This is a genomic window from Streptomyces sp. NPDC050703 (assembly GCF_040654435.1).
Classification (GTDB): domain Bacteria; phylum Actinomycetota; class Actinomycetes; order Streptomycetales; family Streptomycetaceae; genus Streptomyces.
The window spans coordinates 85207-107691 of the sequence record NZ_JBFAHX010000015.1; the positions used below are offsets into that span (position 1 = coordinate 85207).

Below are 22485 nucleotides of genomic sequence, written 5' to 3' on the forward strand. Positions count from 1 at the left end.
CTCACTTCTCGGGGATCTTCAGGACCCGGCCGGGATAGACCCGGTAGGGGGACGTCAGGCCGTTGGCGCGGGCGATGTCCGGCCAGCGCACGCCGTACATGGCGCCGATGCTGGCCAGGTGCTCGCCGGGGCGGACCGTGTGGGAGCGCTGTGCCAGGCGCGCGGCGATCCGCTGCCGCAACCAGCTCATCGAGAAGCCGCGCGGGTCCACCTTGCCCGGCTGCCACTCCAGGTGCCCGACCACCGAGCGCTCCGTCCAGCCGCGGATTCGGCACAGGGCGGCGGACGCCTTCTCGACGGCACCGAGCTGCGCGGCCGGCCACGGGTCCTCGCCGTCACCGATGTTCTCGCACTCGAAGCCGTAGAAGGCGTGCTGGCCGGGATCGAGTGGCAGTGCGCGTTGACCGACCTCGTACCGTCCGACTCGCCGTCGGCGGGAGACCCGATCTTGTGCGTGGTCGGACCTGGGCATTCCACGGCAGGGGCCAGGGCCGGCGAACACCTCGGAGACGGAGAGGAGTACACGTCTCCGGGGTGTCCCTGCTCCCCGCGCTGCCGCCAAGCGCGCGGGGTCCCTGCCAGCATGCGGCTTCGGCGTAGTCCTGGGTGCTGGGGCGTTCGGGCGCGGTCAGGCCGACGTCCAGCTCCGCCTGGTAGCTGCTCGTACGCGCCTCCCCGGACATGTCTGCTAAGGGTTGTCCCGAAACTGTGTCCGGCGTCAAAGCTGATCCGATGGGCAGCAGGCAACTGGTTGGCTGGCCGGAGAGAACGGGACGACATTGTCTGCCGTACCTACCCGTCACACCCTGCCTTCCCTCCAGCATGATCCCCTGATCCAGCGGACAGTTCCTGGACGGCCGGTTCACAAGTACGGAAAAAAGGACCTGCGAGCACCCCAGACGGCGTGCTGGGATGGATCATCATGAACTCCATGCACATCCCCTCCGTCAATGAATCCGACCTTCCGCTCGCGATGGAGCAGAATCTCGCCGAGCACGCCTGCCACCTGCACCGAACCCTCAAGGGCGCGTCTGTCACCGAGACCGGCGACCTGCTGATCGCCGACAGCGGTCTCGACGACGACACCTTCAACATCGTCGCGACGGCCCGCTTCACCCCGGGCACCGCCCCGGCCCGCGCCGCGGAGACGGCCCGGACCCTGGCCGCCACCGGCCGCCCCTTCTCCTGGTGGGTGGGACCCGCCTCCACGCCGAACAATCTCGCCGAGCACCTTCAGGCCGCTGGCCTGGAGGCGTCGGAAACGGAGGCGGGTATGTGGAAGGACCTGCGCGATCCCCTCCCCGACGCGCACGTCGACGGCCTGACGATCCGCCGGGCCACCACCTCGGAACAGCTCGCCGACTACGCCACGGTCCTCGCCGCGAACTGGAGCCCGCCCGCCGCCACGGTGCGCCAGTTCTTCGCCGACACCGCCGACTGGGCGCTCGCCGAGGACTGCTCCGCCCGCTACCTGGTCGGCTACGTCGACGGCCGTCCCGTCTGCTCGGCCGAGGTGTTCCTGCACGCGGGCGTCGCCGGGATCTACAACATCGCCACACTCGCCACCGACCGCCGCCGCGGTTATGGCGGCGCCATCACCGCGGCCACCCTGCACACGGCCCGGGACGCGGGCTACGAGACCGCGGTGCTGCAGGCATCCGCCGACGGGGAACCCGTCTACCGCCGCCTTGGGTTCACCGTCAGCGGCCACTTCACCGAGTACGCCCTCACCCCCTGACCCGTCACGGCAACCGCTCCGCTCCTCACCAACGCCTGGTAGCCCATCGGCAACGCTTCACGCCCCGGGGCACCGCGTCGATGGGCCTCCAGCCCCGGCCTCATGTCTGACCAGCGAAAACAACACATGGAGGTCGGAGAGAGAACGCCCTCTCAGCCCATCAGGGCCAGGTTGTGCAGGCGTGCGATGCCGAGCATCGCGTGGTGCACGCCGTCGCCCTTGAGGCGGCAGCCGCGCAGGATCTTCCACCCCTTCATCCAGGCGAAGGCGTGCTCGACACGGGCCCTGACCTGTTTGTGGGAGCGGTTGTGCTCTTGCTTCCAGCCCCGCAGTTCAGCTTGGCCTGTCGCGCGGCGGTGAGGAATCACCAGGCCGGTACCCGGATAGCCTCCGTCTGCGATGGTCATCGTGGCGCCGACGGCGTCCTTCGCAACGGATTCCGCCCACGCGCGGCAGTCGTTGCGGTTGCCGGGCAGCGGCCGGCCGACCACCACGATGAGGCGAGTGTCGGCATCGATGACGACCTGATGGTTGGTCGAGTAACGGTAGTTCTTCGACTGCTCGGCCACTGTGTGATCGCGGGTGGGCACGAGAGTGCCGTCCACGATGAGCACAGTGTCCTGGCGGAACCGCCTACGCGGCTGGAAGGCGAGCTTGGGGCCGAGGTGGTCGATGATCCGGTCGGCCGCCGACTTGGAGATACCGAAGAGCGGACCGAGCTGGCGCAGCGTCAAATTCGTGCGCCAGTACGCAGCAACCAGCAACACTCGATCCTCCAAAGGAAGGCTCCACGGCCGCCCACGCTGCGATTCGCCCGCGGTCCCGCGGCGCACGTGTGTCACCAACTTGCTGAAGCAGCGTGGGCTCAGCCCAGTGAACGGGGCTATCCAGGACGGCTCCGACGCCGTGATCACACCAGCCACATGAAGAGCATCCCACTGTGATCAGCAGTAACGGGACAGCCTTTAGACACGGAAAGGTACCCTTTCGGGCATCGTGTTCTCCTCGCGTTCTCCTTTTCTGGGGTCAGTGATCGCGCTAACCGTTGGCGTGGCACTCGGCGTCATCTCACCTCTCCTCGATACGGTCGGCGGGTCGATAGGACAGGTGGCGCACCTTACCTTTGACGCAGGATGGTCTTGGGCAGCCCTGGCCTTCCTTGTCGGATTATCGCGGAAGCTCAGGAGCGAGTCCGCCGCCTTGGCTGCTGTGTCACTGATAGCCGCCGTGGTGGCTTATTTTCTAACGAAACTTAGCCAAGGGGAGTTTCTCACCGCTGACCTGAGCGATCTCTCCGGTGATGCCACACAGACTTCATGGCAAAGTTTTCTTTCCAAGACGGCATATTGGGGCATTCTCGCTTGCGTGCTAGGCCCTCTGTTGGGTTTGGCTGGGAACCTGGCGCGGAAAGAAGGGTTCGGTGGACTTGCCTTCCGAATCTTGATTCCAGTGATTGCCGTCGTCGACACTTCAGAGCGCCTGAGAGTCGAGGCTCAACTGCAAGGGGAGGTCGCTGGGACGACCTGGGGCGTCATCCGCCTTGTGGCGGCGGCCACCGTGCTCGTGTTGACAGGGCACGCAGTGATTTCGCGGAGACCTCGGGTGTCAGCCGGACGCGGGCGAGAATGAAAGCACGCATGCCAGGCGGCCTCAAATCACCTTGGGTTCGGGGCCACTCGCCGCACCGGCCAACCGGTCGGCAGGCTCGTGCGCGACGGATCGTGCGGACGTTCCTCCTCACCCCCTGCGGCTGATCTCGGTTCGCTTCTGCAGCCCTCTGTCTCCATGTTGGTGTCCAGTCCGGTTGCCTTCCGGTAGAGGGCCGTGGCGTCTCTTCTCGGCGAACGTGGGAAGGCCCCGACCTGTGGCCGGGGTAGGCCACGGACACGAAGCGCTTGCCCGCGTCGCCGTCCGGTTGCGCGAGCCACTGCGGGGCATGGGCGAGCACCGCATGGACCATGCCGTTTGCCCGAGGGGCATGACGCTGTCCTGCGGCGCCGGCGACAGATCCCAGATGTCGTTCAGACCGCTGTGGTGGACGCGCAGACGCACATCGTCGGTGGCCTGGCCCCAGACGTCCCCTTCCACCGTCCAGCTGGACGACGCGAAGAACAGAACGTGGTCGCCGGCCAGGTGGCGCCAGCCCTCTTCGGCAGCCTCGCGACGCAAGACGTCGACCGACACAGTGGCCGATCGCCGCCGTACTCGCAGTCGCACACCTCACCGCTTTCCGTGGCCAGGCGTATCCCGTCCAGCAGTTCGTCCCGCGTGTGCGCCGCGTACTGCGCCTCGCGGCTCTTCTCAAGGCGCCTGTCGTTCTCAGCTCGCTCCACACGCCGCCGCTCGTGCTCGTCCAAGACGGGGCGTGCGTTCTGGACGGTCCCGAGCCCGGAGTCGGGTAACGCCGGGTCCCGGTGCGCCATCCACGAATCCCGCCCACCCGGTGTCGAGCCACTTGCCCGACGCACCGTGCAGCTCGGGGCTCAAGGGAGGTGCCCGGCCCGGGGTACGGCGGGGCGCCTTGGGGTGTTGGCCCGAGGCCCGATGATGCAAGTCGCCACTGGGGCGTAGGCTCCGGATCATGTCTGTCTACGAAGAAGAAATCGGCGCCCTGCGGGGCGGTTCCGCCGACCTGCGTCAGTTCGAGGGCAAGGCCGTGCTGGTCGTCAACGTCGCCTCCCGGTGCGGGCTCACTCCGCAGTACGCGGGCCTTGAGCGGCTGCACGAGCAGTACGCCCCGCGCGGCTTCAGCGTGCTCGGTGTGCCCTGCAACCAGTTCATGGGCCAGGAGCCCGGCACCTCGGAGGAGATCGCCGAGTTCTGCTCGGCGACGTACGGCGTGACGTTCCCGATGACGGAGAAGGTCGACGTCAACGGCGCTGACCGGCACCCGCTGTACGCGCGCCTCGTCGACACGGCGGACGCCGAGGGCCACACCGGCGACGTCCGGTGGAACTTCGAGAAGTTCCTCGTGAACGGTGCCGGCGAGGTCGTCGCCCGGTTCGGTCCGCGCACCGAGCCGGACGCCCCGGAGGTCGTCGCCGCCGTCGAGAAGCACCTGCCGGCCTGACCACCGTCCGGCGCGGCCCGCAAGCGCGGCGCCTCCGGCCGGGTGAGGGCGGCCCGGGCGGGGGCGCGGGCCGCCGGACGGGTGATACATCCGGCCGGTCCAAGCCGATCTGCGGAGACGCGGCGGCGCTCATACGGTGACCGAATGGTCATCAGGTACCTTTCGCGCTCCTCGTCCGTACGCACCACGGCCCTCGCGCTCGGGGCCCTGGTCCTCCTGTCCACGCCCGTGACGGCCGCCGCGTTCCCGGCGGAGCCCGCGCCGCCGCGCCCCGTCCCCGCGTACACCTCCGCCTACCTGGACCGTCCTGGCGTGCAGGTCAGGCCCGACGCCGACGCGCCGCCGCCGCCCGCTCACGTCTCCGCGCTCGCCTGGGTGGTGGCCGACGCCCGCACGGGCGAGGTGCTCGCGGCGCGGGACGCGCACCGCCCGCTGCCGCCCGCCTCGACGCTCAAGGCCCTCTTCGCCCTCGCCGTCCTGCCGCGCCTGGACCCCGAGAGCAGGCACCTGGTCGCCCAGCGCGAGCTCGACCTGGTCGGCGCGGGCAGCAGCCTGGTCGGTGTGGCGCCCGGCCGTGACTACCGCGTCGCCGACCTGTGGCGCGGTGTCTTCCTCAGCTCGGGCAACGACGCCGTGCACGTCCTCGCACGGCTCAACGGCGGCCTGGACACCTCCGTGCGGCAGATGCGCGAGAAGGCCCGTGAGCTGGGCGCCCGGGACACGCACGTGGTCTCCCCCGACGGCTACGACGCCGACGGGCAGGTCTCGTCCGCCTACGACCTCGCGGTGTTCGGCAGGGCCGGGCTCGCCGACCCGCAGTTCTCCCGCTACTGCTCGACGCGCGTCGCCCGGTTCCCCGCGGGCGGCTGGTCGTACCCCATCCAGAACACCAACCGCCTGCTGACCGGCTCGGACGGCGTCGCCCCCTACCCGGGGCTGCTCGGCATCAAGAACGGCTACACCAGCCACGCGGGTGCCACCCTGATCACCGCGGCCCAGCGCGGCGGGCGCACGCTCGTCGTGACGGTGCTGAACCCGCGGGAGGGCGGCGGGTACGCCGTCTACGAGGAGGCCAGGTCCCTGCTCGACTGGGGCTTCGCGGCGGCCGGGAAGGTGCGGCCCGTGGGTTCGCTGCTGCCGCGGCCCGCGAAGATCTCCCGCGCGCACGCGGCCCCGGCGACCGCCATGCTGGAGCCCGACGACTCCGACTGGCCCGCGCTCATGATGGTCATGGCGGGCGGCGTCGCCGTGCTCGCGGGCCTGATCGTGGCGGTCAGGCGGCGGGCGGCTACGGTGTCCCGGCGTACGGAAGCGAAGAAGAAGATCGTCGAGTGAGGCCCGCCGCCGCGCGGGCGCCGCGCGAGCGTGGGGAGACGTCGGGTGGGCGGAGTGCTGGGGGTGGCCGTGCTCGGCGCGGGCCACATGGGGGCCGACCACATCCGGCGGATCGGCGGGACGGTGGGCGGGGCCCGCGTCGTGGCGGTCGCCGACCCCGACACCGCGCGGGCCGAGGCCGCGGTGGCCGGACGCCCGGGGGTCTCCGTGCACGGCGACGCCCTCGCCGCGCTCGGCGCCCCCGGCGTGGAAGCGGTCCTGGTGGCCTCGCCCGAGGCGGCGCACGAGGAGGCGCTGCTCGCGGCGTGCGCGCGGGGCCTGCCGGTGCTCTGCGAGAAGCCGCTGACGCCCGACTCCGCATCGGCCCTCCGGGTGGTGGAGGCCGAGGCGCGGCGGGGGCGCAGGCTGATCCAGGTGGGGTTCATGCGGCGGTACGACGCGGAGTACGCGGCGCTGAAGTCACTGCTCGACTCCGGGCGGCTCGGCCGTCCCCTCATGCTGCACTGCCGCCACCGCAATGTGTCCTCTCCCCCGTACTTCACCTCGTCGATGCTGATCAGCAGTTCCGTCTCGCACGAGATCGACGCCGCCCGCTGGCTGCTCGGCCAGGAGATCACCGCGGTGACGGTGCTGCGGCCCGCTCCCTCGTCCGGCGCGCCGGAGGGGCTGCTCGATCCGCAGCTCGTGCTCTTCGAGACGTCCGGGGGCGCGGTCGTCGACGTGGAGATCTTCGTCAACTGCGGCTTCGGCTACGAGGTGCGGTGCGAGGCGGTCTGCGAGCACGGCAGCGCCCAGGTGGGTGACGCCCGCACGATGGTCGTCCGCTCGGCGGGCGGCGCGCGCGAGGACGTGCCCCAGGACTACCTGGTGCGCTTCGCCGACGCCTACGACCGCGAGGTGCGCGCCTGGGTCGCCGCCGCGCGCCGGGGCCGGGCCGAGGGCCCGAGCGCCTGGGACGGCTACGCGGCGGCCGTCGTCGCCGAGGCGGGGGTCGCGGCGCTGCGCGGCGGGCGGCGCACGGAGGTGGCTCTTGAGCGGCGGCCGGCGTTGTACGGCGCAGAGCGCGGGCGCTGAGGGCCGCTGCCCTCAGAGCCTGTCTTGAACCCCCGTCGTCCGCGCGGAGCGCGGGCGCAGCGGCGGTCGGTGCGTGCGCTCGGCGTGCGGGCGTGCCGGGCGTCGGGGCGCAGGCGAGGGTTCAAAGACAGGCTCTCAGGGCTCCCGGGAGTCGTTGTTCAGGCGGCGCCTGTCCTGCTCGTCCCACTTGGCGGTGGAGCGCGGTTCGACGTAGGGCTCCTCGTCGGCGGGGTGGCCTCCGGCGATGGCCCGCTGCCGCGAGGTCTCGGCGTCGAACTCCAGGCCGAGCAGGATGGCGAGGTTGGTGAGCCACAGCCACACCAGGAAGACGATGATCCCGGCGAAGGTGCCGTACGTCTTGTTGTACGAGGCGAAGTTCGCCACGTACAGCGCGAAGGCGGCGGAGGCGATCAGCCAGATCAGCAGGGCGAGGAAGCTGCCGGGCGTGACCCAGCGGAAGCCGCGTACCTTGGCGTTGGGCGTCGCCCAGTACAGGATGGCGATCATCAGGACGACCAGGAGCACGAGCACCGGCCACTTCGCGATCGACCAGACGGTCAGCGCGGTGTCCCCGATGCCCAGTGCGGTGCCCGCCTGGCGGGCCAGCGGCCCGGTGAAGACCACGATGAGGGCGCTGAGGACGGCGAGGACCATCAGGACGACGGTGACGCCGACGCGGACCGGCAGCACCTTCCAGACCGGTCGGCCCTCGGGCATGTCGTAGACGGCGTTGGCCGAACGGATGAACGCCGCCACGTAGCCGGAGGCGGACCACACCGCGAGGAGCAGGCCGACGACGGCCATGACCGAGCCGACCCCGGCGTTGCCCTGGAGCTGCCGTACCGCGTTGGTGATCACTTCGCGTGCGGCGCCAGGCGTCAGCTCGGTGATGTTGTCGAGCACCTCGTCGGTCGTCGACCTGCCCGCGATGCCGAGCAGGGAGACCAGCACGAGCAGGGCCGGGAACAGCGCCAGGATGCCGTAGTACGTCAGGGCCGCCGCCCGGTCGGTCAGCTCGTCGCGCCGGAACTCGCCGAGGGTCCTGCGCAGCACGTCCCGCCACGACTTCCTGCCCAGGGCCGTGGGGGTGTCCGGCGCCCGCCGCTCGACCTCGGGCCCTGGTCCGTGCTCCGGGTCCCGTCCCTCGTCCCCGCTCCGCCCCGGTTCATGTAGCCGTGTCATGTGTCCAGCAGTACCCGTGGTCCGGGCCGCCCGCATGCGGGCCGGGGCTCCGGACGCGTCAGACGCCGCCGAGCAGCCGCGAGAGTCCCTGGTCGAGATCGAGGCCGGACTCCTCCTCGCCCGCGGGGACGGCGGCGTAGGTGCGCGAGAGGAAGCGGCGCAGTACGGAGGTGTCGAACTGGACCACGGCCAGCCCCTGGTACGAGTGGAACTCCAGCACGGTCCGTGCCCGGCCGGACGGCCATACGTGCACGTCACCGCCGCCCGCCGGGGCGGTGAGGCCGTCGTCGAGGAGCTGCCGGGCGAAGACCCAGGTGACCTCCATGCCGTCGAGCGATGCCTCGGAGGGGAAGGTGATCTGGACGGCCAGGGGGTCCGCGGCGGCATAGCGCAGGGCCACCGCCAGGGCGCGCTCGCGGCCGTCCGGGGTGACGAGGCGAGCGCGGGCGGGCTGCTGGAGGGTGTCGGCCATGATCGAGCTCCACTTCGGTTGTTCCGGTTCTCGGGACCTCCGGCGGTGAGGTCCCCTGCCCTTGGGACCCGTGACACGGGCCGCCGTCACGGCGGCTCGCCACATGATTCATGTGACCTGTGTCACTCCTGTCGCCCGCTGGGATTCCCGTGACGGCCCGTGGTCGGCCGCGCCGCCGCGCCGTCCGAGTGCCCTGCACGACGGGGCGCACACGTCCCTCGGGTGAACAGGGGTCCCGGCTGCGCCCGGCGGGCACCCGATGCAGGATGGCCCCATGCTGCTCGCCCGGCTCGCCCACGTGTCCAAGGAAGTGGCCGCCACTTCCGCCAGGTCCCGGAAGATCGCGCTGCTCGCCGAGCTGTTCGGCGCGGCGGAGCCGGAGGACGTGCCGATCGTCATCCCGTATCTCGCGGGGCGTCTGCCCCAGGGGCGCCTCGGCATCGGCTGGAGCACGCTGAAGGAGGCAGGGCCGCCCGCCGAGGAGGCGACGCTGACCGTGGCCGGGGTGGACGCGGCGCTCACCGCGATCGGCGCGGTGTCCGGCGCGGGGTCCCAGGCCGAGCGCAGGCGCCTGGTGGGCGAGCTGATGGGGGCCGCGACCGCCGACGAGCAGAAGCTCCTGACCGGCCTGCTCACCGGCGAGCTGCGGCAGGGCGCCCTGGACGCGGTCGCCGTCGAGGGGCTCGCGGTGGCCACGGGCACCCCGCCGGACGCCGTGCGGCGCTCGGTGATGTTCGCCGGGGGTGTGGCCCCGGTCGCCGAGGCCCTGCTCGCCCGCGGCGCCGAGGCGCTGGACGAGTTCCGCCTGACGGTGGGCCGGCCCCTCCAGCCGATGCTCGCGCACGGCGCCGCGTCGGTCGCCGACGGCATCGACAGGCTCGGCGCGTGCGCGGTCGAGGAGAAGCTGGACGGCATCCGCGTCCAGGTGCACCGCAGCGGCGACGACGTACGCGTCTACACGCGCACCCTGGACGACATCACCGACCGGCTGCCCGAGCTGACCGCCGCGGCGCGGGAGCTGAGGGGGGACGGCTTCATCCTGGACGGCGAGGTCATCGCCCTGGACGCCGACGGGCGCCCGCGGCCCTTCCAGGACATCGCGGGGCGCGTCGGCTCGCGCGTCGACGTGGCGGCAGCGGCGGCCGGGCTGCCCCTGTCCCCGGTCTTCTTCGACGCGCTGGCCGTGGCGGGCCGGGACCTGGTCGACCTGCCGCTCACCGAGCGGCACGCGGAACTGACCGCCCTGGTCCCCGAGCCGATGCGGGTGCGCCGCACCCTGGTCGAGGACCCGGCCGACGAGCGGCAGCGCGCCGGGGCCCAGGAGTTCTTCGAGGCCACGCTGGGGCGCGGCCACGAGGGCGTGGTGCTCAAGGCGCTCGACGCCACCTACAACGCGGGCCGCCGGGGTGCCTCCTGGCTGAAGGTGAAGCCGGTCCACACCCTCGACCTGGTGATCCTCGCCGCCGAGTGGGGCTCGGGCCGCCGCACCGGCAAGCTCTCCAACCTGCACCTGGGCGCACGGCGGCCCGACGGGAGCTTCGCCATGCTCGGCAAGACCTTCAAGGGGCTGACGGACGCGATGCTCGCCTGGCAGACCGAGCGCCTCCAGGAGCTGGCGGTCGGCGCGGACGGCCACGTCGTACGGGTCCGCCCCGAGCTGGTCGTCGAGATCGCCTACGACGGACTCCAGCGCTCCTCGCGCTACCCCGCGGGCGTCACCCTGCGCTTCGCCCGCGTCGTGCGCTACCGCGAGGACAAGCCCGCCGACCAGGCGGACACCGTCGAGACGGTGCTTTCCCGGCGCGACGTGTGACCGTGCGCGGCGCCTCCCCGCGTAATTTTGCCAATCCTTAACGCCCGATAGGGTGACAGCTTGGGGTCGATCACTTCATACGCAAGGGGAAAGCTGTGCCCGCATCACGTCTCAGCCGTACGCCGCTCCCAGGCATCGGCATCCGGTACGACCTGACCACCCGAGAACAGCGCAGGCTCTCGGTGGTCGCGCACCGGGACGGTGCGCGGACGCTGAGCGCCTACCGCTCGGACGACCCGGACGAGTGCGCGCTGTCGCTGCGGCTCAGCTCGGGTGAGGCGGACGCGCTGATCGACGCCCTGATGCCCTCGCACCACAGCCCGAACCTGCTGCACACCACGGACCTCGGCCTCGTCGCCGAGCGGGTGCTGCTCTCGGCCACCTCGCACTGGAACGGGCGCCTCCTCGGCGAGACCCGGATGCGCACCGAGACCGGCGTCTCGATCGTCGCGGTCCTGCGGCGGGCCGACGCCATCCCGTCCCCCGCGCCCGACTTCCGGCTGGCGGGCGGCGACACCCTCATCGTGATCGGCACGCGCGAAGGCGTGGAGACCGCGGCGACGATACTCGGACGGGAGTGAGCGCGTGCACTCCGCTGTCTTCCTGATCGAGTTCGGCGCGATCATCCTGGCCCTCGGCCTGCTCGGCAGGTTCGCCGGGCGCTTCCAGTTCTCGCCGATCCCCCTGTACCTGCTGGCGGGTCTCGCCTTCGGCCAGGGCGGGCTGCTGCCGCTCGGCGCGAGCGAGGAGTTCGTCGCCATCGGCGCCGAGATCGGCGTCATCCTCCTGCTGCTGATGCTCGGGCTCGAATACACCGCGAGCGACCTCGTCAGCAACCTCAAGACGCAGTACCCCGCCGGGCTCGTCGACATGACGCTCAACGCCGTGCCGGGCGCCGTCGCCGCGCTCCTCATGGGCTGGGGCCCGGTCGCCGCCGTGGTCCTCGCCGGCGTCACCTGGATCTCGTCGTCGGGCGTGATCGCCAAGGTCCTCGGGGACCTCGGGCGGCTCGGCAACCGCGAGACCCCGGTCATCCTCAGCATCCTGGTCCTCGAAGACCTGGCGATGGCCGTCTACCTGCCGATCATCACCGCGCTCCTGGCGGGCGTCGGCCTGGCCGCGGGCAGCCTCACACTGGCCATTGCGCTCGGCGCGGCCGGCGTCGTCCTCTTCCTCGCGGTGCGCTACGGACGGCTCATCTCGCGCTTCGTCTCCAGCGACGACCCGGAGAAGCTGCTCCTCGTGGTGCTCGGCCTGACCATCCTGGTCGCCGGGCTCGCCCAGCAGCTCCAGGTGTCCGCCGCCGTCGGCGCGTTCCTGGTCGGCATCGCGCTCTCCGGTGAGGTCGCCGAGGGCGCCCACTCGCTGCTCGCACCGCTGCGGGACCTCTTCGCCGCCGTCTTCTTCGTCTTCTTCGGCCTGCACACCGACCCCGCCAGCATTCCTCCGGTGCTGCTCCCCGCCCTGGCGCTCGCCGTCGTCACCGCGCTGACGAAGATCGCCACCGGGTACTGGGCGGCGCGCCGCGCGGGCGTCTCGGTCAAGGGCCGCTGGCGCGCGGGCGGCGCGCTGGTGGCGCGCGGCGAGTTCTCCATCGTCATCGCCGGGCTCGCGGTCGCCGCGGGCATCGAGCCCATGCTGGGGCCGCTGGCCACGGCGTACGTCCTGATCCTCGTCATCGTCGGCCCGCTGACCGCCCGTTACACGCAGCCCGTCGCGGGTTACGTGAGCGGGGTCGTCGCCCGGCGCCGCGCTTCGGCGGACCCCGGCGCCGTGGTGGTACCCGGGCCGCGGGAGACCGTCGAGTCGCTGGACGGCCAGGACGCGGGCGAGCGGTCCTAGGACCTCTCCGCCGCCCCTGTCCTCCGGGGGCGGACACAGAGATGTCCGTTGCTGCCGCCGCGGTTCCCGATCCCGCCTGGCACGATGCTTCCCATGACCTCAGGGCCCGCGTTCCGCCTCGCACGAGCCGCCGTGTTCGCGGCCGTGTGCGTGGTGGCGACGGCCCTGGGGCACGCGCTCATGTCCGGTGCCCCGCTGCCCTGGTGGGCGGTGGGGTACGCGTTCGCCGCCACGTCGGCCGCCGCCTATTGGCTGACCGGGCGGGAGCGCGGGGCCGCCGCGGTCACCGGGGCCACCGTCGCGGCGCAGCTGGGCCTGCACGAGCTGTTCGGCCTCGCCCAGCGGGTGAGCGCCCCCGCGCCCGGGGCCGTGCGGACGTCCGCGTCCACGGCCACGGGTGGCGGCATGGACCACACCGGCCATCCTGTGCCCGGGCCCGTGCCGGTGTCACCGCACGCCGCCATGCCGGACGAGGGCGTCTCCCACTGGATCATGTCCGTCTTCGGGCACAGCGCCCTCGGCATGTTCCTCGCCCACCTCACCGCCGCGCTGCTCTGCGCCCTGTGGCTGTGGCGCGGCGAGGCGGCCGTGTTCCGCACCGGGCGGGCCCTCGCCGCCGCCGTCTTCGTACCGCTGCGGCTGGTCCTCACGGTCCTCGCCGTCTCCCCTCCCCCGGCCCCGCCGCACATCGGCGCGCTCGCGCCCGTACCGCGACTGCGCGGTGTCCTCCTTGAGGACGCCGTCTCCCGCAGAGGTCCGCCGGTCCGCACGGCCAGTTCCTGACACCGCCCCGCACCCCACGTGCCGGGCGGATCTTCGGCGTTCCGCGCCGAAGCACCGGACTCTCCTCACCGAAGGACCTCTTGCGATGCCTCATGCCCCCGTGCACCCCGGACACGGCAAGGACGCGGCCCGGGACGAGCTGATAACCGGATGGGCCCTCGCCGCGCGCGACGGCGACTCCGACGCGTTCGAGCGGTTCGTGCGCGCCACCCGGCGTGACGTCCTGCGCTTCGTGACCCATCTCAGCGGCGACCCGCACGCGGCCGACGACCTGACCCAGGAGACCTACCTCCGGGCCCTGACCTCGCTGCACGGCTACGCCGCCCGCTCCTGCGCCCGCATCTGGCTGCTCACCATCGCGCGGCGCACGGTCGCCGACCGGTTCCGCACGGCGGCGGCCAGGCCCCGGATCTCCGACACCGGCGACTGGCAGGCCACCGCGGAGCGGACCCAGCCGCGCGGTCTGCCCGGCTTCGAGGAAGGCGTGGCCCTGCTCGACCTCCTCGCGGCCCTGGACGCGCCGCGCCGCGAGGCGTTCGTGCTGACCCAGCTCGTCGGGCTCCCCTACGCGGACGCCGCCGCGGCTGTCGGCTGCCCCGTGGGGACGGTGCGCTCCCGGGTGGCGCGGGCCAGGGAGCGGGTGAGCGCGCTGCTGCTCGCGGCGGACCGCGTCGCGTGACCCGCACCGGCTGAACACGGCCGGCCACGGCCGCCGGCCCGCGACCAGCGGGGCCGGCGGCCGGGCCCTAGCCGGCGTTCTCGCGCACGAACAGCGTCACCGACACGCTCGCCTCGAAGCCGTTGGCGCGCATCAGGGCGGCCGACGCCGTGTTGCGGGATTCGACGTCCGTGACCACGGCGTCGGCGCCCGCCTCCGTGAGGCTCCCGCAGCACGCCTTGACCAAGCGGCTCGCGACGCCCTGGCCCTGGTACTCGGGGGCGCACGCGATCCACTCCAGGTTGCCCCAGTCGGAGCGCTGGTCGAAGCCCATCGAGCCGAGCACGAAACCGGCGAGCCGCTCCTCGTCGAGCGCCACCCAGCAGGCGGACGCCTCGCTGTCGAGGTGGCCCGCGATGGCCGAGAGGGACCAGGACGTGTACGGCTTCACGGAGGTGTCGTAGACCCTGCGCCCCAGGGCGAGGACGTCGGCCAGATGGGTGGGCGTCATCGGGACGAGAGCGACGGCCCGGCGTTCCGGCGACGCGGCGGTGCTGGACATGCGGGCCTCCCTGGGGGCAGGCGCGGCGCCGGGCCGCACCCTCGTTCACCTCACGCTATGAGGCGGCCCGTGGTCACGCACGCGGAGCGGCCCCGAGGCGGTGGCGGGGCCGCGCGCGCCACCGGGACCCGGCGCCCCGCCTGTCACTGGGCCAACTGGGTCGCGGCGGAGGCCCCTTGTCCCGCCTCCCGTATCGGGGACACCTGCGCGCCCCGCCCCGGCGAAGCCCTATCGTGGAGCGCATGTCCGCTCCTGAACTGATCCGCATCGTCTCCCGCTCCTCCCCCATGGCCCTGGCCCAGGTGGAGCGCGTCCGCGCCGAACTCGCCGCGCTGCACCCCGGCATCCGCACCGAGGTCGTGCCGGTCACGACCTCGGGCGACCGCTGGATGGGCGACCTTGCGCAGCTCGGCGGCAAGGGGGCCTTCACCAAGGAGGTCGACGCCGCGCTGCTCGCGGGCGAGGCGGATCTCGCCGTGCACTGCGTCAAGGACGTACCGGCGGACCGGCCGCTGCCCGCGGGCACGACCTTCGCCGCGTTCCTCAAGCGCGACGACATCAGGGACGCGCTGATCCACCCCGGCGGCCTCACCCTGGACGAGCTGCCGGCCGGTACCCGCATCGGCACCTCGTCGGTGCGCCGCCGGGCGCAGCTCGCCGCCTCGCACCCCGAGCTGGAGTGCGTGCCCATGCGCGGCAACGCGGGGCGCCGCCTGGAGAAGCTCGCCGCGGGCGACGCCGACGCGCTGCTGCTCGCGCAGTCCGGGCTCGACCGCATCGGCCGCCCCGACCTGGCGACCGATGTGCTCTCCGTCGAGACGATGTGCCCGCCGATCGGTGCAGGCATCCTCGCCCTGCAGTGCCGTGAGGACGACACCGCGACCATCGACGCGGTGTCGGACCTCGGCGACAGGGACGCCTGGCGCGAGGCGACGGCCGAGCGCATGTTCCTGCACGTGCTGCAGGGCCACTGCAACTCGCCCATCGCCGGGTACGCGCGCTCCGAGCGGGGCGGCGACCTGTCGCTGCGCGCCTGCGTCTTCACCCCCGACGGCAAGACCGTGCTGAACGCCCACGAGTGGGCGGGCCCGCTCGACCCGGCGACGCTCGGCACGTCGGTGGCCGTCGCGCTCCTGCGCCAGGGGGCGCGGGAGCTGATCGACGGCATCGCGCACTGACGGAGGGCGTCCTCAGCGCCGCTCGAAGACGGCGACCGTACGGGCGGGCACGGTGAAGGTGCCGGTCTTCCGCTCGTACGAGGACGCCTTGACGGTGGCGTCGGCGCCCTTGGCCTGTACGGGGTGCAGCCGGTACGCCGCGTCCTTCGGGCCGGGCACCCGCTGCTCCTGCGCGTCCGGGGTCGCGTTGAAGACGACGACGAGGTCACCGACCCGCATGGTGACGACGCCCGGCGTCTCCGCATCGGTGCCGGAGAGCGGGAAGGAGAGCCGGGACTGGACCTCGGCGGCCGTGTCCAGGGAGAAGGCGGGCTCGCTCGCGCGCAGCTTCACCAGGTCCCGGTAGGCGGCCGACGCCCCGTCGATCTCCCGGCAGCCGGGGTTCAGGGCGGTGGAGGCCAGGAGGGGCTTGGCGTAGCTCCACTTGGCCTTGTTGTCGGCGGCCACCGGCAGGCCGCGCCCGAAGCCGTTGCCGTCGCGGCAGCTCCAGTGGATGGCGTTGAACCAGTCGCCGCTGTCGAAGGAGTTCCTGTCGAGGGACTTCGAGCGCAGCAGGTCGCTTCCGGCCTGGGAGAGCGAGGGGCCCTGGGCCAGGGTCGCGGTCGCCATGGCGAGGACCTGCATGCGGGCGCGGTCGGCGGGTGAGGTGCCGGCGGGGAGCTTGAAGGCGAGCGCGTCGTACAGCGACTCGTTGTCGTGCGCGTCGGCGTAGGAGAGGGCGTCGCCGGGGGCCGCCGCGTATCCGGCGGGGGAACCGTTGTAGTCGACCTGCGAGCCCTTGACCCTGCGTCCCGCGGAGTCGGTGAACGTGTACGAGGCCAGGTTGCCGGTCAGACCCACCTTCAGCAGGTCCTGGTAGTGCAGGAGGCGGGCCTTCTGCTCGGCCTTCGTGCCGTTCGCCTTCGAGGCGTTGGGGTCGGTGTAGAGGCCGCTGGCGAAGCCCTGGACGCCGGGGTCCTCGTCGAAGGGGCTGCCGCCGCGCACGGCGTCGCGGCTGCGGTCGGAGAAGGTGGCGACGCCGGTGCCCGCCATGTTCTTCTGGGTGGCCTGGACGAAGCGGGCGTCGTCGGCGACCTCGCCGAAGTTCCAGCCCTCTCCGTAGAGGACGACCTTCTTCCCGTCGACTCCGTCCTTCTTGGGCGTCAGCGCGTCCAGGGCCTTCCGCACGGCGACGATGTTGGCCTTGGGGTGGTGGCCCATCAGGTCGAAGCGGAAGCCGTCGACCTTGTACTCCTTGGCCCAGGTGACCACGGAGTCGACGACGAGCTTGCCCATCATGGCGTTCTCGGTCGCGGTGTTCGCGCAGCACGTCGAGTTGGCGACGGTGCCGTCGGCGAGGAGCCGGTGGTAGTAGCCGGGCACGATCTTGTCGAGGACGGACTCGTCGGCCTGGCCGCTCGCGACGGTGTGGTTGTAGACGACGTCCATGACGGTCCGCAGCCCCGAACCGTTCAGTCCCTGGACCATCTGCCGGAACTCGACCGTGCGCCGGGTCCCGTCCGGGTCACTCGCGTAACTGCCCTCCGGCACGGTGTAGTGCACCGGGTCGTAGCCCCAGTTGTAGCCGTCCTTGACGGCCGCCTCGGCGACGCACGCCTGCTGCTCCTCGGAGTCGGGGGCGGGCGCCGTCAGGTCGCAGTCGGGCTTCGCCTGGTCGTCGCGGCGTTCGGGGACGATGCCGAAGTCGGACGCGGGCAGCAGATGGACGTACGACGTGCCGGCCTGGGCGAGCTTGCGCAGGTGCTTCATGCCGTCGGACGCCTTGTCCGTGAAGGCGCGGTACTCGCCGGGGTGGCGGGACGTGCGGTCCTCCACGGAGAAGTCGCGGATGTGCAGCTCCTGGATCTGCGCGTCCCGCAGCGGTGTCGCCCTCGGCTTCCGCAGCCGGTCCCAGCCCGCGGGGGCGAGCGCCGGGTCGTCGAGGTCGACGGCGAGGCTGCGGGCGGAGTCGGCGGTGAGGGCGGTGGAGTAGGGGTCGGTGACCTTGTTGGTGACGATCTTCTGGACGCTGGGCGCCCACACCTTCACGACGTACCGGTACGGCTTGCCCTCCCAGGCCCTGGGGCCGCTGACGGACCACACGCCGCCGGCGTCGTCGCGCCGCATGGGCACGGTCCTGCCGCCCAGTTCGAGGGCGACGGACTGGGCGGTGGGCGCCCAGACGGCGAGCGAGGTGCGGCCGTGGCGGAACCGCGGGCCCAGCTTCGCCTCGGTCGCCGCGGCGCTGTAGAGGTCGTCGAGGACGCCCTGCGTCTGGACGCCGGTGGCGTCGAGCAGCTTGCCGCCGGTGTCCTCGCGGACCGCGACGACCTGGCCGGTGAGGGCACGGCGTGCCTGGCCGCGGTCGCGCGGGTCGACGGTGAAGGCGGCGTAGCCCTTGAGATGCGGGTACTTCTCGCGCTGGGCGCCGGTCAGGCCGCCCTCGGCCGGGGTCAGGCGTATGCGCCGCCCTTCCCCGGCGAGCTCGCCGTCCCGCACGGTGAGCCGCCCGTCGGCCGCGTACACCAGCGCGTGCCGGGTGCCGGCGGCGTCCGGCAGGTCCCAGGCGACGGTGTTCTCGTCGATCCACTGGGCCCCGGCCCTGGTCGGATCGACCGTGCCGGCCGCTTCGGCGGCCGACGCGGCGGGTGACGCGGCGACGGAGGAGGCCAGGGGCGCGACGACGGCGAAGAGGGCGAGGGCGGTGGCGAGGGGTCTGCGGACCCTGGTCTTCCGGGCAGCCATGACGGCCTCCTGAGGTGGGTGGGAATGGCCCAGAGCGGCAACGCGCCGTGCCCTTCAGGCCGTTGAAGGATGTTGCAGCAACATTTCAACGCCGATTTCGGACGAGACCGTACGACCCCGGGGAACCGGGGTCAACCCTCCGGGCACAACTGGTCGTCACACTGCGGTTTCCGGGATTTCGTGCACCGCAAGACCTTCCGCAAGAGATTGCAGCGATGTTACGTTCAACCACGACTCCGGTTCGAGCGGCCGGGGGCCCTGAGCAACGGGCCCCACGCGCCCGGCCGTTCGGACCGGGTCCCGGGAACGGGAAGGCCCCGGGGCCACATCGTCACCCCGCTGCCCCGACCGGGCCGGTCCCGGGGCCCTCCCCTCGACTCCCCGCTCTCCGAGCAGGGGCTCTCAGCGCGGCGCCTGCGCCGTGGAGCCCCGCACGACCAGCTCGGGCTGGAAGACGAACTCCGTGTGCTGCACGGGGTTCCCCTGGATCTCCTCCAGGAGCGCACCCACCGCCGCGGTCGCCATGGCCTGCACCGGCTGACGCACCGTGGTCAGCGGCGGGTCGGTGAAAGCGATCAGGGGCGAGTCGTCGAAGCCGACGACGGAGACGTCCCCCGGCACCGAGAGCCCGCGCTGGCGCACCGCGCGCACGGCCCCGAGCGCCATCATGTCGCTGCCGCAGACCATCGCCGTGCACCCCTGGTCCAGGAGTGCGCTGGCCGCCGCGTGGCCGCCCTCGACGGTGAACAGGGTGCGCTGCACCAGCCGCTCGGCCTCCCCCTGTGCCAGGCCGAGCAGGCCGTGCAGTGCCGAGGTGAACCCCTCCGCCTTGCGCCGGGACGGAACGTACCTGGTGGGGCCGATGGCCAGGCCGATCCGCTCGTGTCCCAGGTCGACCAGGTGGCGCACCGCCATCCGGGCCGCCGCACGGTCGTCGGGCGACACGAAGGACACCGGGATGTTCTCGTTGTAGCCGTTGATCAGCACGAACGGCGTGCCCCGCCCCGCCAGTTCGAGGTAGCGGGTGGGGTCCGCCGTGGTGTCCGCGTGCAGCCCCGACAGGAACACGATGCCGCTGACACGGCGCTCCTCCAGCTGCTCGACCAGCTCGTCCTCGGTCGCGCCGCCCGGCATCTGGGTGCACAGCATGGGCGTGTAGCCGTGCCCGGCGAGGACCTGCTCGACGACCTGCGCGAAGGCGGGGAAGATCGGGTTGCTCAGCTCGGGGACGACGAGCCCGACGAGGCCGGCGCTGTGCCGCTTCAGGCGCAGCGGGCGCTCGTAGCCCAGGATGTCCAGGGCTGCGAGCACCCGCTGCCGTGTACCCGTCGCCACCCCCGGTTTGCCGTTGAGCACCCGGCTCGCGGTGGCTTCGCTCACCCCGGCCTGGGCCGCGATGTCCGCGAGGCGCGGAGCACCGCGGTCGGCCCAGTCCGAGGCGCGCGGCGGGGAGGTGGTCACACCGCCCACCAGACGGTGGTGTCGGCGGGCAGCTCGGCCTTGCCGTCCACGGCCTCCACGGCGGCGTTGGCGAGCAGGCCCCGGCCGGGAGCCGGTATGCGCACCGGGGCGCCCGTGGTGTTCGCGGTGCACACGAAGCCCTCGCGGCGGAAGGCGAGGACCCCCTCGGGGGCGTCGAGCCACTCCAGCGAGTCACCGGCGCCGAGGCCCGGCTGGGTCCGCCGCACGTGCAGCGCGCGCCGGTAGAGCTCCAGGGTCGATTCGGGGTCGCCGGTCTGGGCCTGCACGCTCAGCTCGCCCCAGCCGGCGGGCTGCGGCAGCCAGCTCCCGCCCGCACCGAAGCCGTGGCTCGGCCCGTCGACGGTCCACGGGATGGGCACCCGGCAGCCGTCGCGGAAGCCGTCCTGGCCGCTGGCCCGGACGAACGAGGGGTCCTGGCGCACCTCGTCGGGCAGGTCGGTGACGTCCGGCAGACCGAGTTCCTCGCCCTGGTAGATGTAGGCGGAGCCGGGCAGCGCGAGCATCAGGAGGGTCGCGGCGCGGGCGCGGCGCAGGCCGAGCTCGCGGTCGCCGGGCGTGCACAGCTGGGTGCCGAGCCCCGGCGGGTTGGCGAACCGCGTGGCGTGGCGGGTGACGTCGTGGTTGGAGAGCACCCAGGTGGCGGGGGCGCCGACGGGCCGCATGGCGGCCAGTGACTCGTCGATGACCGCGCGCAGCTCGGCGGCGTTCCAGTAGGTGCCCAGGTAGTGGAAGTTGAACGCCTGGTGCATCTCGTCGGGGCGCACGTAGGCGGCGGCGCGTTCGACGGTGGGCGTCCAGGCCTCGGCGACGAGGATGCGCGCGCCCGCCCGGTGGCCCCGGCCGTCGGAGCCCGCCGGTCCGAGGTCGTTGCCCGCGTACTCGGCGAGGACGGCGCGCCAGCTGCGGTAGATCTCGTGCACACCGTCCTGGTCGAAGAACGGCATGGCGTCGTTGCCGAGCAGCTTGAGCTGGTCGTGCGTGCCGAGGTCGGGCAGGCCCTCGGCCTTGACCAGGCCGTGGGCGACGTCGACGCGGAAGCCGTCGACGCCCATGTCGAGCCAGAACCGCAGGATGGAGCGGAACTCGTCGCGGACGGCCGGGTGCTCCCAGTTGAAGTCCGGCTGCTCGGGGGCGAAGAGGTGGAGGTACCACTCGCCGTCCTCGACCCGTGTCCAGGCGGGGCCGCCGAAGATGGACTCCCAGTCGTTGGGCGGGAGTTCGCCGTCGGCGCCCTTGCCGGGGCGGAAGTGGTAGCGCTCGCGCAGCGGTGATCCCGGCCCCTCGCGCAGGGCGCGCTGGAACCAGTCGTGCTGGTCGGACGAGTGGTTGGGCACCAGGTCCACGATGATGCGCAGGCCCAGCGCGTGGGCGTCGCGCAGGAGGGCGTCGGCGTCGTGCAGGTCGCCGAACATCGGGTCGATCGCGCGGTAGTCGGCGACGTCGTATCCGGCGTCGGCCTGCGGCGACGAGTAGAACGGGCTGAGCCAGACGGCGTCGACGCCGAGGTCCCTGAGGTAGGGCAGCCTGGCGCGGATGCCCGCCAGGTCGCCCATGCCGTCACCGTTGCCGTCGGCGAAGCTGCGCGGATAGACCTGGTAGATCACCGCGTCGCGCCACCAGTCCGTGCGAGTGCCGGAGGCGGGGGCTGTGGGGGCAGCGAGATGCTGGGTCATGTCTTCCCTGGGATCGAGAGATCGAGAGTCAGGACTTGGTCGCGCCGGCCGTCAGTCCGCCGACGAGGTGGCGCTGGACGAAGCCGAAGATGATCGCGGCGGGGACCGCGACGATCACCGCGGCGGCCGTCAGCGAGCCCCAGTCGCTGGTGTACTGGTTGACGAAGGTCTGCAGACCGCCGGCGAGGGTGAGGTTCTCCTCGCCGGTCATGAACGCGGACGCGTAGGCGACCTCGGCCCAGCCGGTGATGAAGCTGTAGAAGCCGGTGACGGCGAGACCCGGCTTGGCCAGGGGCACGATGAGGCGCCAGAAGGTGCCGAACGGGTTGAGGCCGTCGACGCGTCCCGCCTCGTCGATCTCCACCGGGATGGTGTCGAAGTACCCCTTCATCATCCAGGCGCAGAACGGCACGGCGATCGTCAGGTAGGTGACGACGAGGCCGATGGGCTGGTTGAGCAGGCCCAGGCTCGCGAGGAGGTTGTACAGCGGCACGATGAGCACCGCGACGGGGAACATCTGGGTGATGAGCAGCAGCCACATCAGCGGCCGCATGCCGGGGAACTTGAAGCGGCTGACGGCGTACCCGGTGGTCGCGGAGATGAAGACACCGATGACGGTGGTCAGGCCGACGACGAGCAGGGAGTTGCCGACCCAGCTCACGAACTCGGTGTCGTTGATGACGTGGTCGTAGTTGCCGAGGGTGAAGTCCTTCACCAGGGCGGTGGAGAACGCCTCGCTCTGCGGCTTGAACGACGTGACGAGCAGCCACAGCGGCGGCAGGACCGCGATGGCGGAGGCGATGAGGAGGGTCACGTGGAGCCCGACGGAGGCCAGCGGCCCGCGCTCGCCGCGCGGCCTGGACCTCCGCTTCGGCCCGGTCCCGTCCGTGGTTCCGGTC

The 22485-nt window shown here is 72.3% G+C and carries 19 protein-coding genes and 1 pseudogene; 10 read left to right on the forward strand and 10 right to left on the reverse strand.

The features are described from left to right. Nucleotide 1: 1 nt before the first annotated feature. Together AB0I16_RS16665 and AB0I16_RS16670 are read right to left on the reverse strand one after the other, a co-directional pair. Nucleotides 2-181, reverse strand: coding sequence for a LysM domain-containing protein (locus tag AB0I16_RS16665; protein WP_363250171.1), 180 nt, complete (start codon nucleotides 179-181; stop codon nucleotides 2-4). Continuing rightward, nucleotides 155-367, reverse strand: a pseudogene (locus AB0I16_RS16670) (N-acetylmuramoyl-L-alanine amidase); the annotation flags it as partial. The gene AB0I16_RS16665 and the pseudogene AB0I16_RS16670, both read right to left, overlap by 27 nt. 606 nt (nucleotides 368-973) lie before the next feature. Here AB0I16_RS16670 and AB0I16_RS16675 point away from each other — a divergent pair. Continuing rightward, the gene (locus AB0I16_RS16675; protein ID WP_363250172.1) at nucleotides 974-1738 is read left to right on the forward strand and encodes a GNAT family N-acetyltransferase; all 765 of its coding nucleotides are present in this window, start codon (nucleotides 974-976) and stop codon (nucleotides 1736-1738) included. A 152-nt stretch (nucleotides 1739-1890) separates the two neighbouring features. Here AB0I16_RS16675 and AB0I16_RS16680 read toward each other — a convergent pair whose 3' ends face one another. Further along, nucleotides 1891-2661: a transposase gene (locus AB0I16_RS16680; protein ID WP_363250113.1), complete on the reverse strand. Its 771-nt coding sequence runs from the start codon at nucleotides 2659-2661 to the stop codon at nucleotides 1891-1893. A gap of 1658 nt (nucleotides 2662-4319) precedes the next feature. On the opposite strand from AB0I16_RS16680, the gene AB0I16_RS16685 reads away from it, so the two are divergent. The 3 genes from AB0I16_RS16685 to AB0I16_RS16695 all read left to right on the forward strand — a co-directional run bounded on the left by AB0I16_RS16685 (nucleotide 4320) and on the right by AB0I16_RS16695 (nucleotide 7217). Further along, nucleotides 4320-4808, forward strand: a complete 489-nt coding sequence (locus AB0I16_RS16685) for a glutathione peroxidase (RefSeq protein WP_363250114.1) — start codon at nucleotides 4320-4322, stop codon at nucleotides 4806-4808. A gap of 144 nt (nucleotides 4809-4952) precedes the next feature. Further along, nucleotides 4953-6143, forward strand: a complete 1191-nt coding sequence (locus AB0I16_RS16690) for a serine hydrolase (protein ID WP_363250115.1) — start codon at nucleotides 4953-4955, stop codon at nucleotides 6141-6143. A gap of 45 nt (nucleotides 6144-6188) precedes the next feature. Beyond that, nucleotides 6189-7217, forward strand: coding sequence for a Gfo/Idh/MocA family oxidoreductase (locus tag AB0I16_RS16695; protein ID WP_363250116.1), 1029 nt, complete (start codon nucleotides 6189-6191; stop codon nucleotides 7215-7217). A gap of 135 nt (nucleotides 7218-7352) precedes the next feature. On the opposite strand, the gene AB0I16_RS16700 is transcribed toward AB0I16_RS16695, so the two are convergent. After that, nucleotides 7353-8399 carry a YihY/virulence factor BrkB family protein gene (locus tag AB0I16_RS16700; protein ID WP_363250117.1) on the reverse strand — a complete coding sequence of 349 codons (1047 nt, stop codon included), beginning with the start codon at nucleotides 8397-8399 and terminating at the stop codon, nucleotides 7353-7355. Between the two features lie 58 nt (nucleotides 8400-8457). Next, on the reverse strand, nucleotides 8458-8871 hold the full coding sequence (locus AB0I16_RS16705) for an SsgA family sporulation/cell division regulator (RefSeq protein WP_363250118.1): 414 nt from the start codon (nucleotides 8869-8871) through the stop codon (nucleotides 8458-8460). Between the two features lie 274 nt (nucleotides 8872-9145). Between AB0I16_RS16705 and AB0I16_RS16710 the strand changes: the two genes are divergently transcribed. The 5 genes from AB0I16_RS16710 (at nucleotide 9146) to AB0I16_RS16730 (ending at nucleotide 13988) form a co-directional block, all read left to right on the forward strand. After that, on the forward strand, nucleotides 9146-10684 hold the full coding sequence (locus AB0I16_RS16710; RefSeq protein ID WP_363250119.1) for an ATP-dependent DNA ligase: 1539 nt from the start codon (nucleotides 9146-9148) through the stop codon (nucleotides 10682-10684). Between the two features lie 95 nt (nucleotides 10685-10779). Then, nucleotides 10780-11265 (forward strand): TrkA C-terminal domain-containing protein, encoded by a 486-nt coding sequence (locus AB0I16_RS16715; RefSeq protein ID WP_062772610.1) that lies wholly within the window; start codon nucleotides 10780-10782, stop codon nucleotides 11263-11265. A gap of 4 nt (nucleotides 11266-11269) precedes the next feature. Next, nucleotides 11270-12526 carry a cation:proton antiporter gene (locus tag AB0I16_RS16720; protein WP_363250120.1) on the forward strand — a complete coding sequence of 419 codons (1257 nt, stop codon included), beginning with the start codon at nucleotides 11270-11272 and terminating at the stop codon, nucleotides 12524-12526. A 93-nt stretch (nucleotides 12527-12619) separates the two neighbouring features. Next, nucleotides 12620-13309, forward strand: coding sequence for a hypothetical protein (locus AB0I16_RS16725; protein ID WP_363250121.1), 690 nt, complete (start codon nucleotides 12620-12622; stop codon nucleotides 13307-13309). A gap of 85 nt (nucleotides 13310-13394) precedes the next feature. After that, a complete protein-coding gene (locus AB0I16_RS16730; protein WP_363250122.1) occupies nucleotides 13395-13988 on the forward strand; it encodes a sigma-70 family RNA polymerase sigma factor in 594 nt (197 codons plus the stop codon). 67 nt (nucleotides 13989-14055) lie between these two features. Here the strand turns inward: AB0I16_RS16730 and AB0I16_RS16735 are convergent, their stop codons facing one another. Beyond that, nucleotides 14056-14529 carry a GNAT family N-acetyltransferase gene (locus AB0I16_RS16735; RefSeq protein ID WP_363250123.1) on the reverse strand — a complete coding sequence of 158 codons (474 nt, stop codon included), beginning with the start codon at nucleotides 14527-14529 and terminating at the stop codon, nucleotides 14056-14058. Nucleotides 14530-14771: 242 nt separating this feature from the next. Between AB0I16_RS16735 and hemC the strand changes: the two genes are divergently transcribed. Then, the gene (gene hemC, locus AB0I16_RS16740; RefSeq protein ID WP_363250124.1) at nucleotides 14772-15707 is read left to right on the forward strand and encodes a hydroxymethylbilane synthase; all 936 of its coding nucleotides are present in this window, start codon (nucleotides 14772-14774) and stop codon (nucleotides 15705-15707) included. 12 nt (nucleotides 15708-15719) lie between these two features. On the opposite strand, the gene pulA is transcribed toward hemC, so the two are convergent. From pulA to AB0I16_RS16760, 4 genes are all read right to left on the reverse strand, one after another. Further along, nucleotides 15720-18431 (reverse strand): pullulanase-type alpha-1,6-glucosidase, encoded by a 2712-nt coding sequence (gene pulA / locus AB0I16_RS16745; RefSeq protein WP_363250125.1) that lies wholly within the window; start codon nucleotides 18429-18431, stop codon nucleotides 15720-15722. Between the two features lie 402 nt (nucleotides 18432-18833). Then, nucleotides 18834-19901 (reverse strand): LacI family DNA-binding transcriptional regulator, encoded by a 1068-nt coding sequence (locus AB0I16_RS16750; RefSeq protein WP_363250126.1) that lies wholly within the window; start codon nucleotides 19899-19901, stop codon nucleotides 18834-18836. Beyond that, nucleotides 19889-21586 carry a glycoside hydrolase family 13 protein gene (locus tag AB0I16_RS16755; protein ID WP_363250127.1) on the reverse strand — a complete coding sequence of 566 codons (1698 nt, stop codon included), beginning with the start codon at nucleotides 21584-21586 and terminating at the stop codon, nucleotides 19889-19891. The genes AB0I16_RS16750 and AB0I16_RS16755 overlap by 13 nt, the downstream gene beginning before the upstream one ends. A 28-nt stretch (nucleotides 21587-21614) precedes the next feature. Next, the gene (locus tag AB0I16_RS16760; protein WP_363250173.1) at nucleotides 21615-22421 is read right to left on the reverse strand and encodes a carbohydrate ABC transporter permease; all 807 of its coding nucleotides are present in this window, start codon (nucleotides 22419-22421) and stop codon (nucleotides 21615-21617) included. Nucleotides 22422-22485: the final 64 nt, after the last annotated feature.

What these genes read in the sequence shown, in the direction of transcription:
- AB0I16_RS16675 (WP_363250172.1), top strand. Translation starts at nt 974, where the DNA reads ATGGAGCAGAATCTCGCCGAGCACGCCTGCCACCTGCACCGAACCCTC.
- AB0I16_RS16685 (WP_363250114.1), top strand. Translation starts at nt 4,320, where the DNA reads ATGTCTGTCTACGAAGAAGAAATCGGCGCCCTGCGGGGCGGTTCCGCC.
- AB0I16_RS16690 (WP_363250115.1), top strand. Translation starts at nt 4,953, where the DNA reads ATGGTCATCAGGTACCTTTCGCGCTCCTCGTCCGTACGCACCACGGCC.
- AB0I16_RS16700 (WP_363250117.1), bottom strand. Translation starts at nt 8,399, where the DNA reads ATGACACGGCTACATGAACCGGGGCGGAGCGGGGACGAGGGACGGGAC.
- AB0I16_RS16705 (WP_363250118.1), bottom strand. Translation starts at nt 8,871, where the DNA reads ATGGCCGACACCCTCCAGCAGCCCGCCCGCGCTCGCCTCGTCACCCCG.
- AB0I16_RS16710 (WP_363250119.1), top strand. Translation starts at nt 9,146, where the DNA reads ATGCTGCTCGCCCGGCTCGCCCACGTGTCCAAGGAAGTGGCCGCCACT.
- AB0I16_RS16725 (WP_363250121.1), top strand. Translation starts at nt 12,620, where the DNA reads ATGACCTCAGGGCCCGCGTTCCGCCTCGCACGAGCCGCCGTGTTCGCG.
- AB0I16_RS16730 (WP_363250122.1), top strand. Translation starts at nt 13,395, where the DNA reads ATGCCTCATGCCCCCGTGCACCCCGGACACGGCAAGGACGCGGCCCGG.
- AB0I16_RS16735 (WP_363250123.1), bottom strand. Translation starts at nt 14,529, where the DNA reads ATGTCCAGCACCGCCGCGTCGCCGGAACGCCGGGCCGTCGCTCTCGTC.
- hemC (WP_363250124.1), top strand. Translation starts at nt 14,772, where the DNA reads ATGTCCGCTCCTGAACTGATCCGCATCGTCTCCCGCTCCTCCCCCATG.
- pulA (WP_363250125.1), bottom strand. Translation starts at nt 18,431, where the DNA reads ATGGCTGCCCGGAAGACCAGGGTCCGCAGACCCCTCGCCACCGCCCTC.
- AB0I16_RS16755 (WP_363250127.1), bottom strand. Translation starts at nt 21,586, where the DNA reads ATGACCCAGCATCTCGCTGCCCCCACAGCCCCCGCCTCCGGCACTCGC.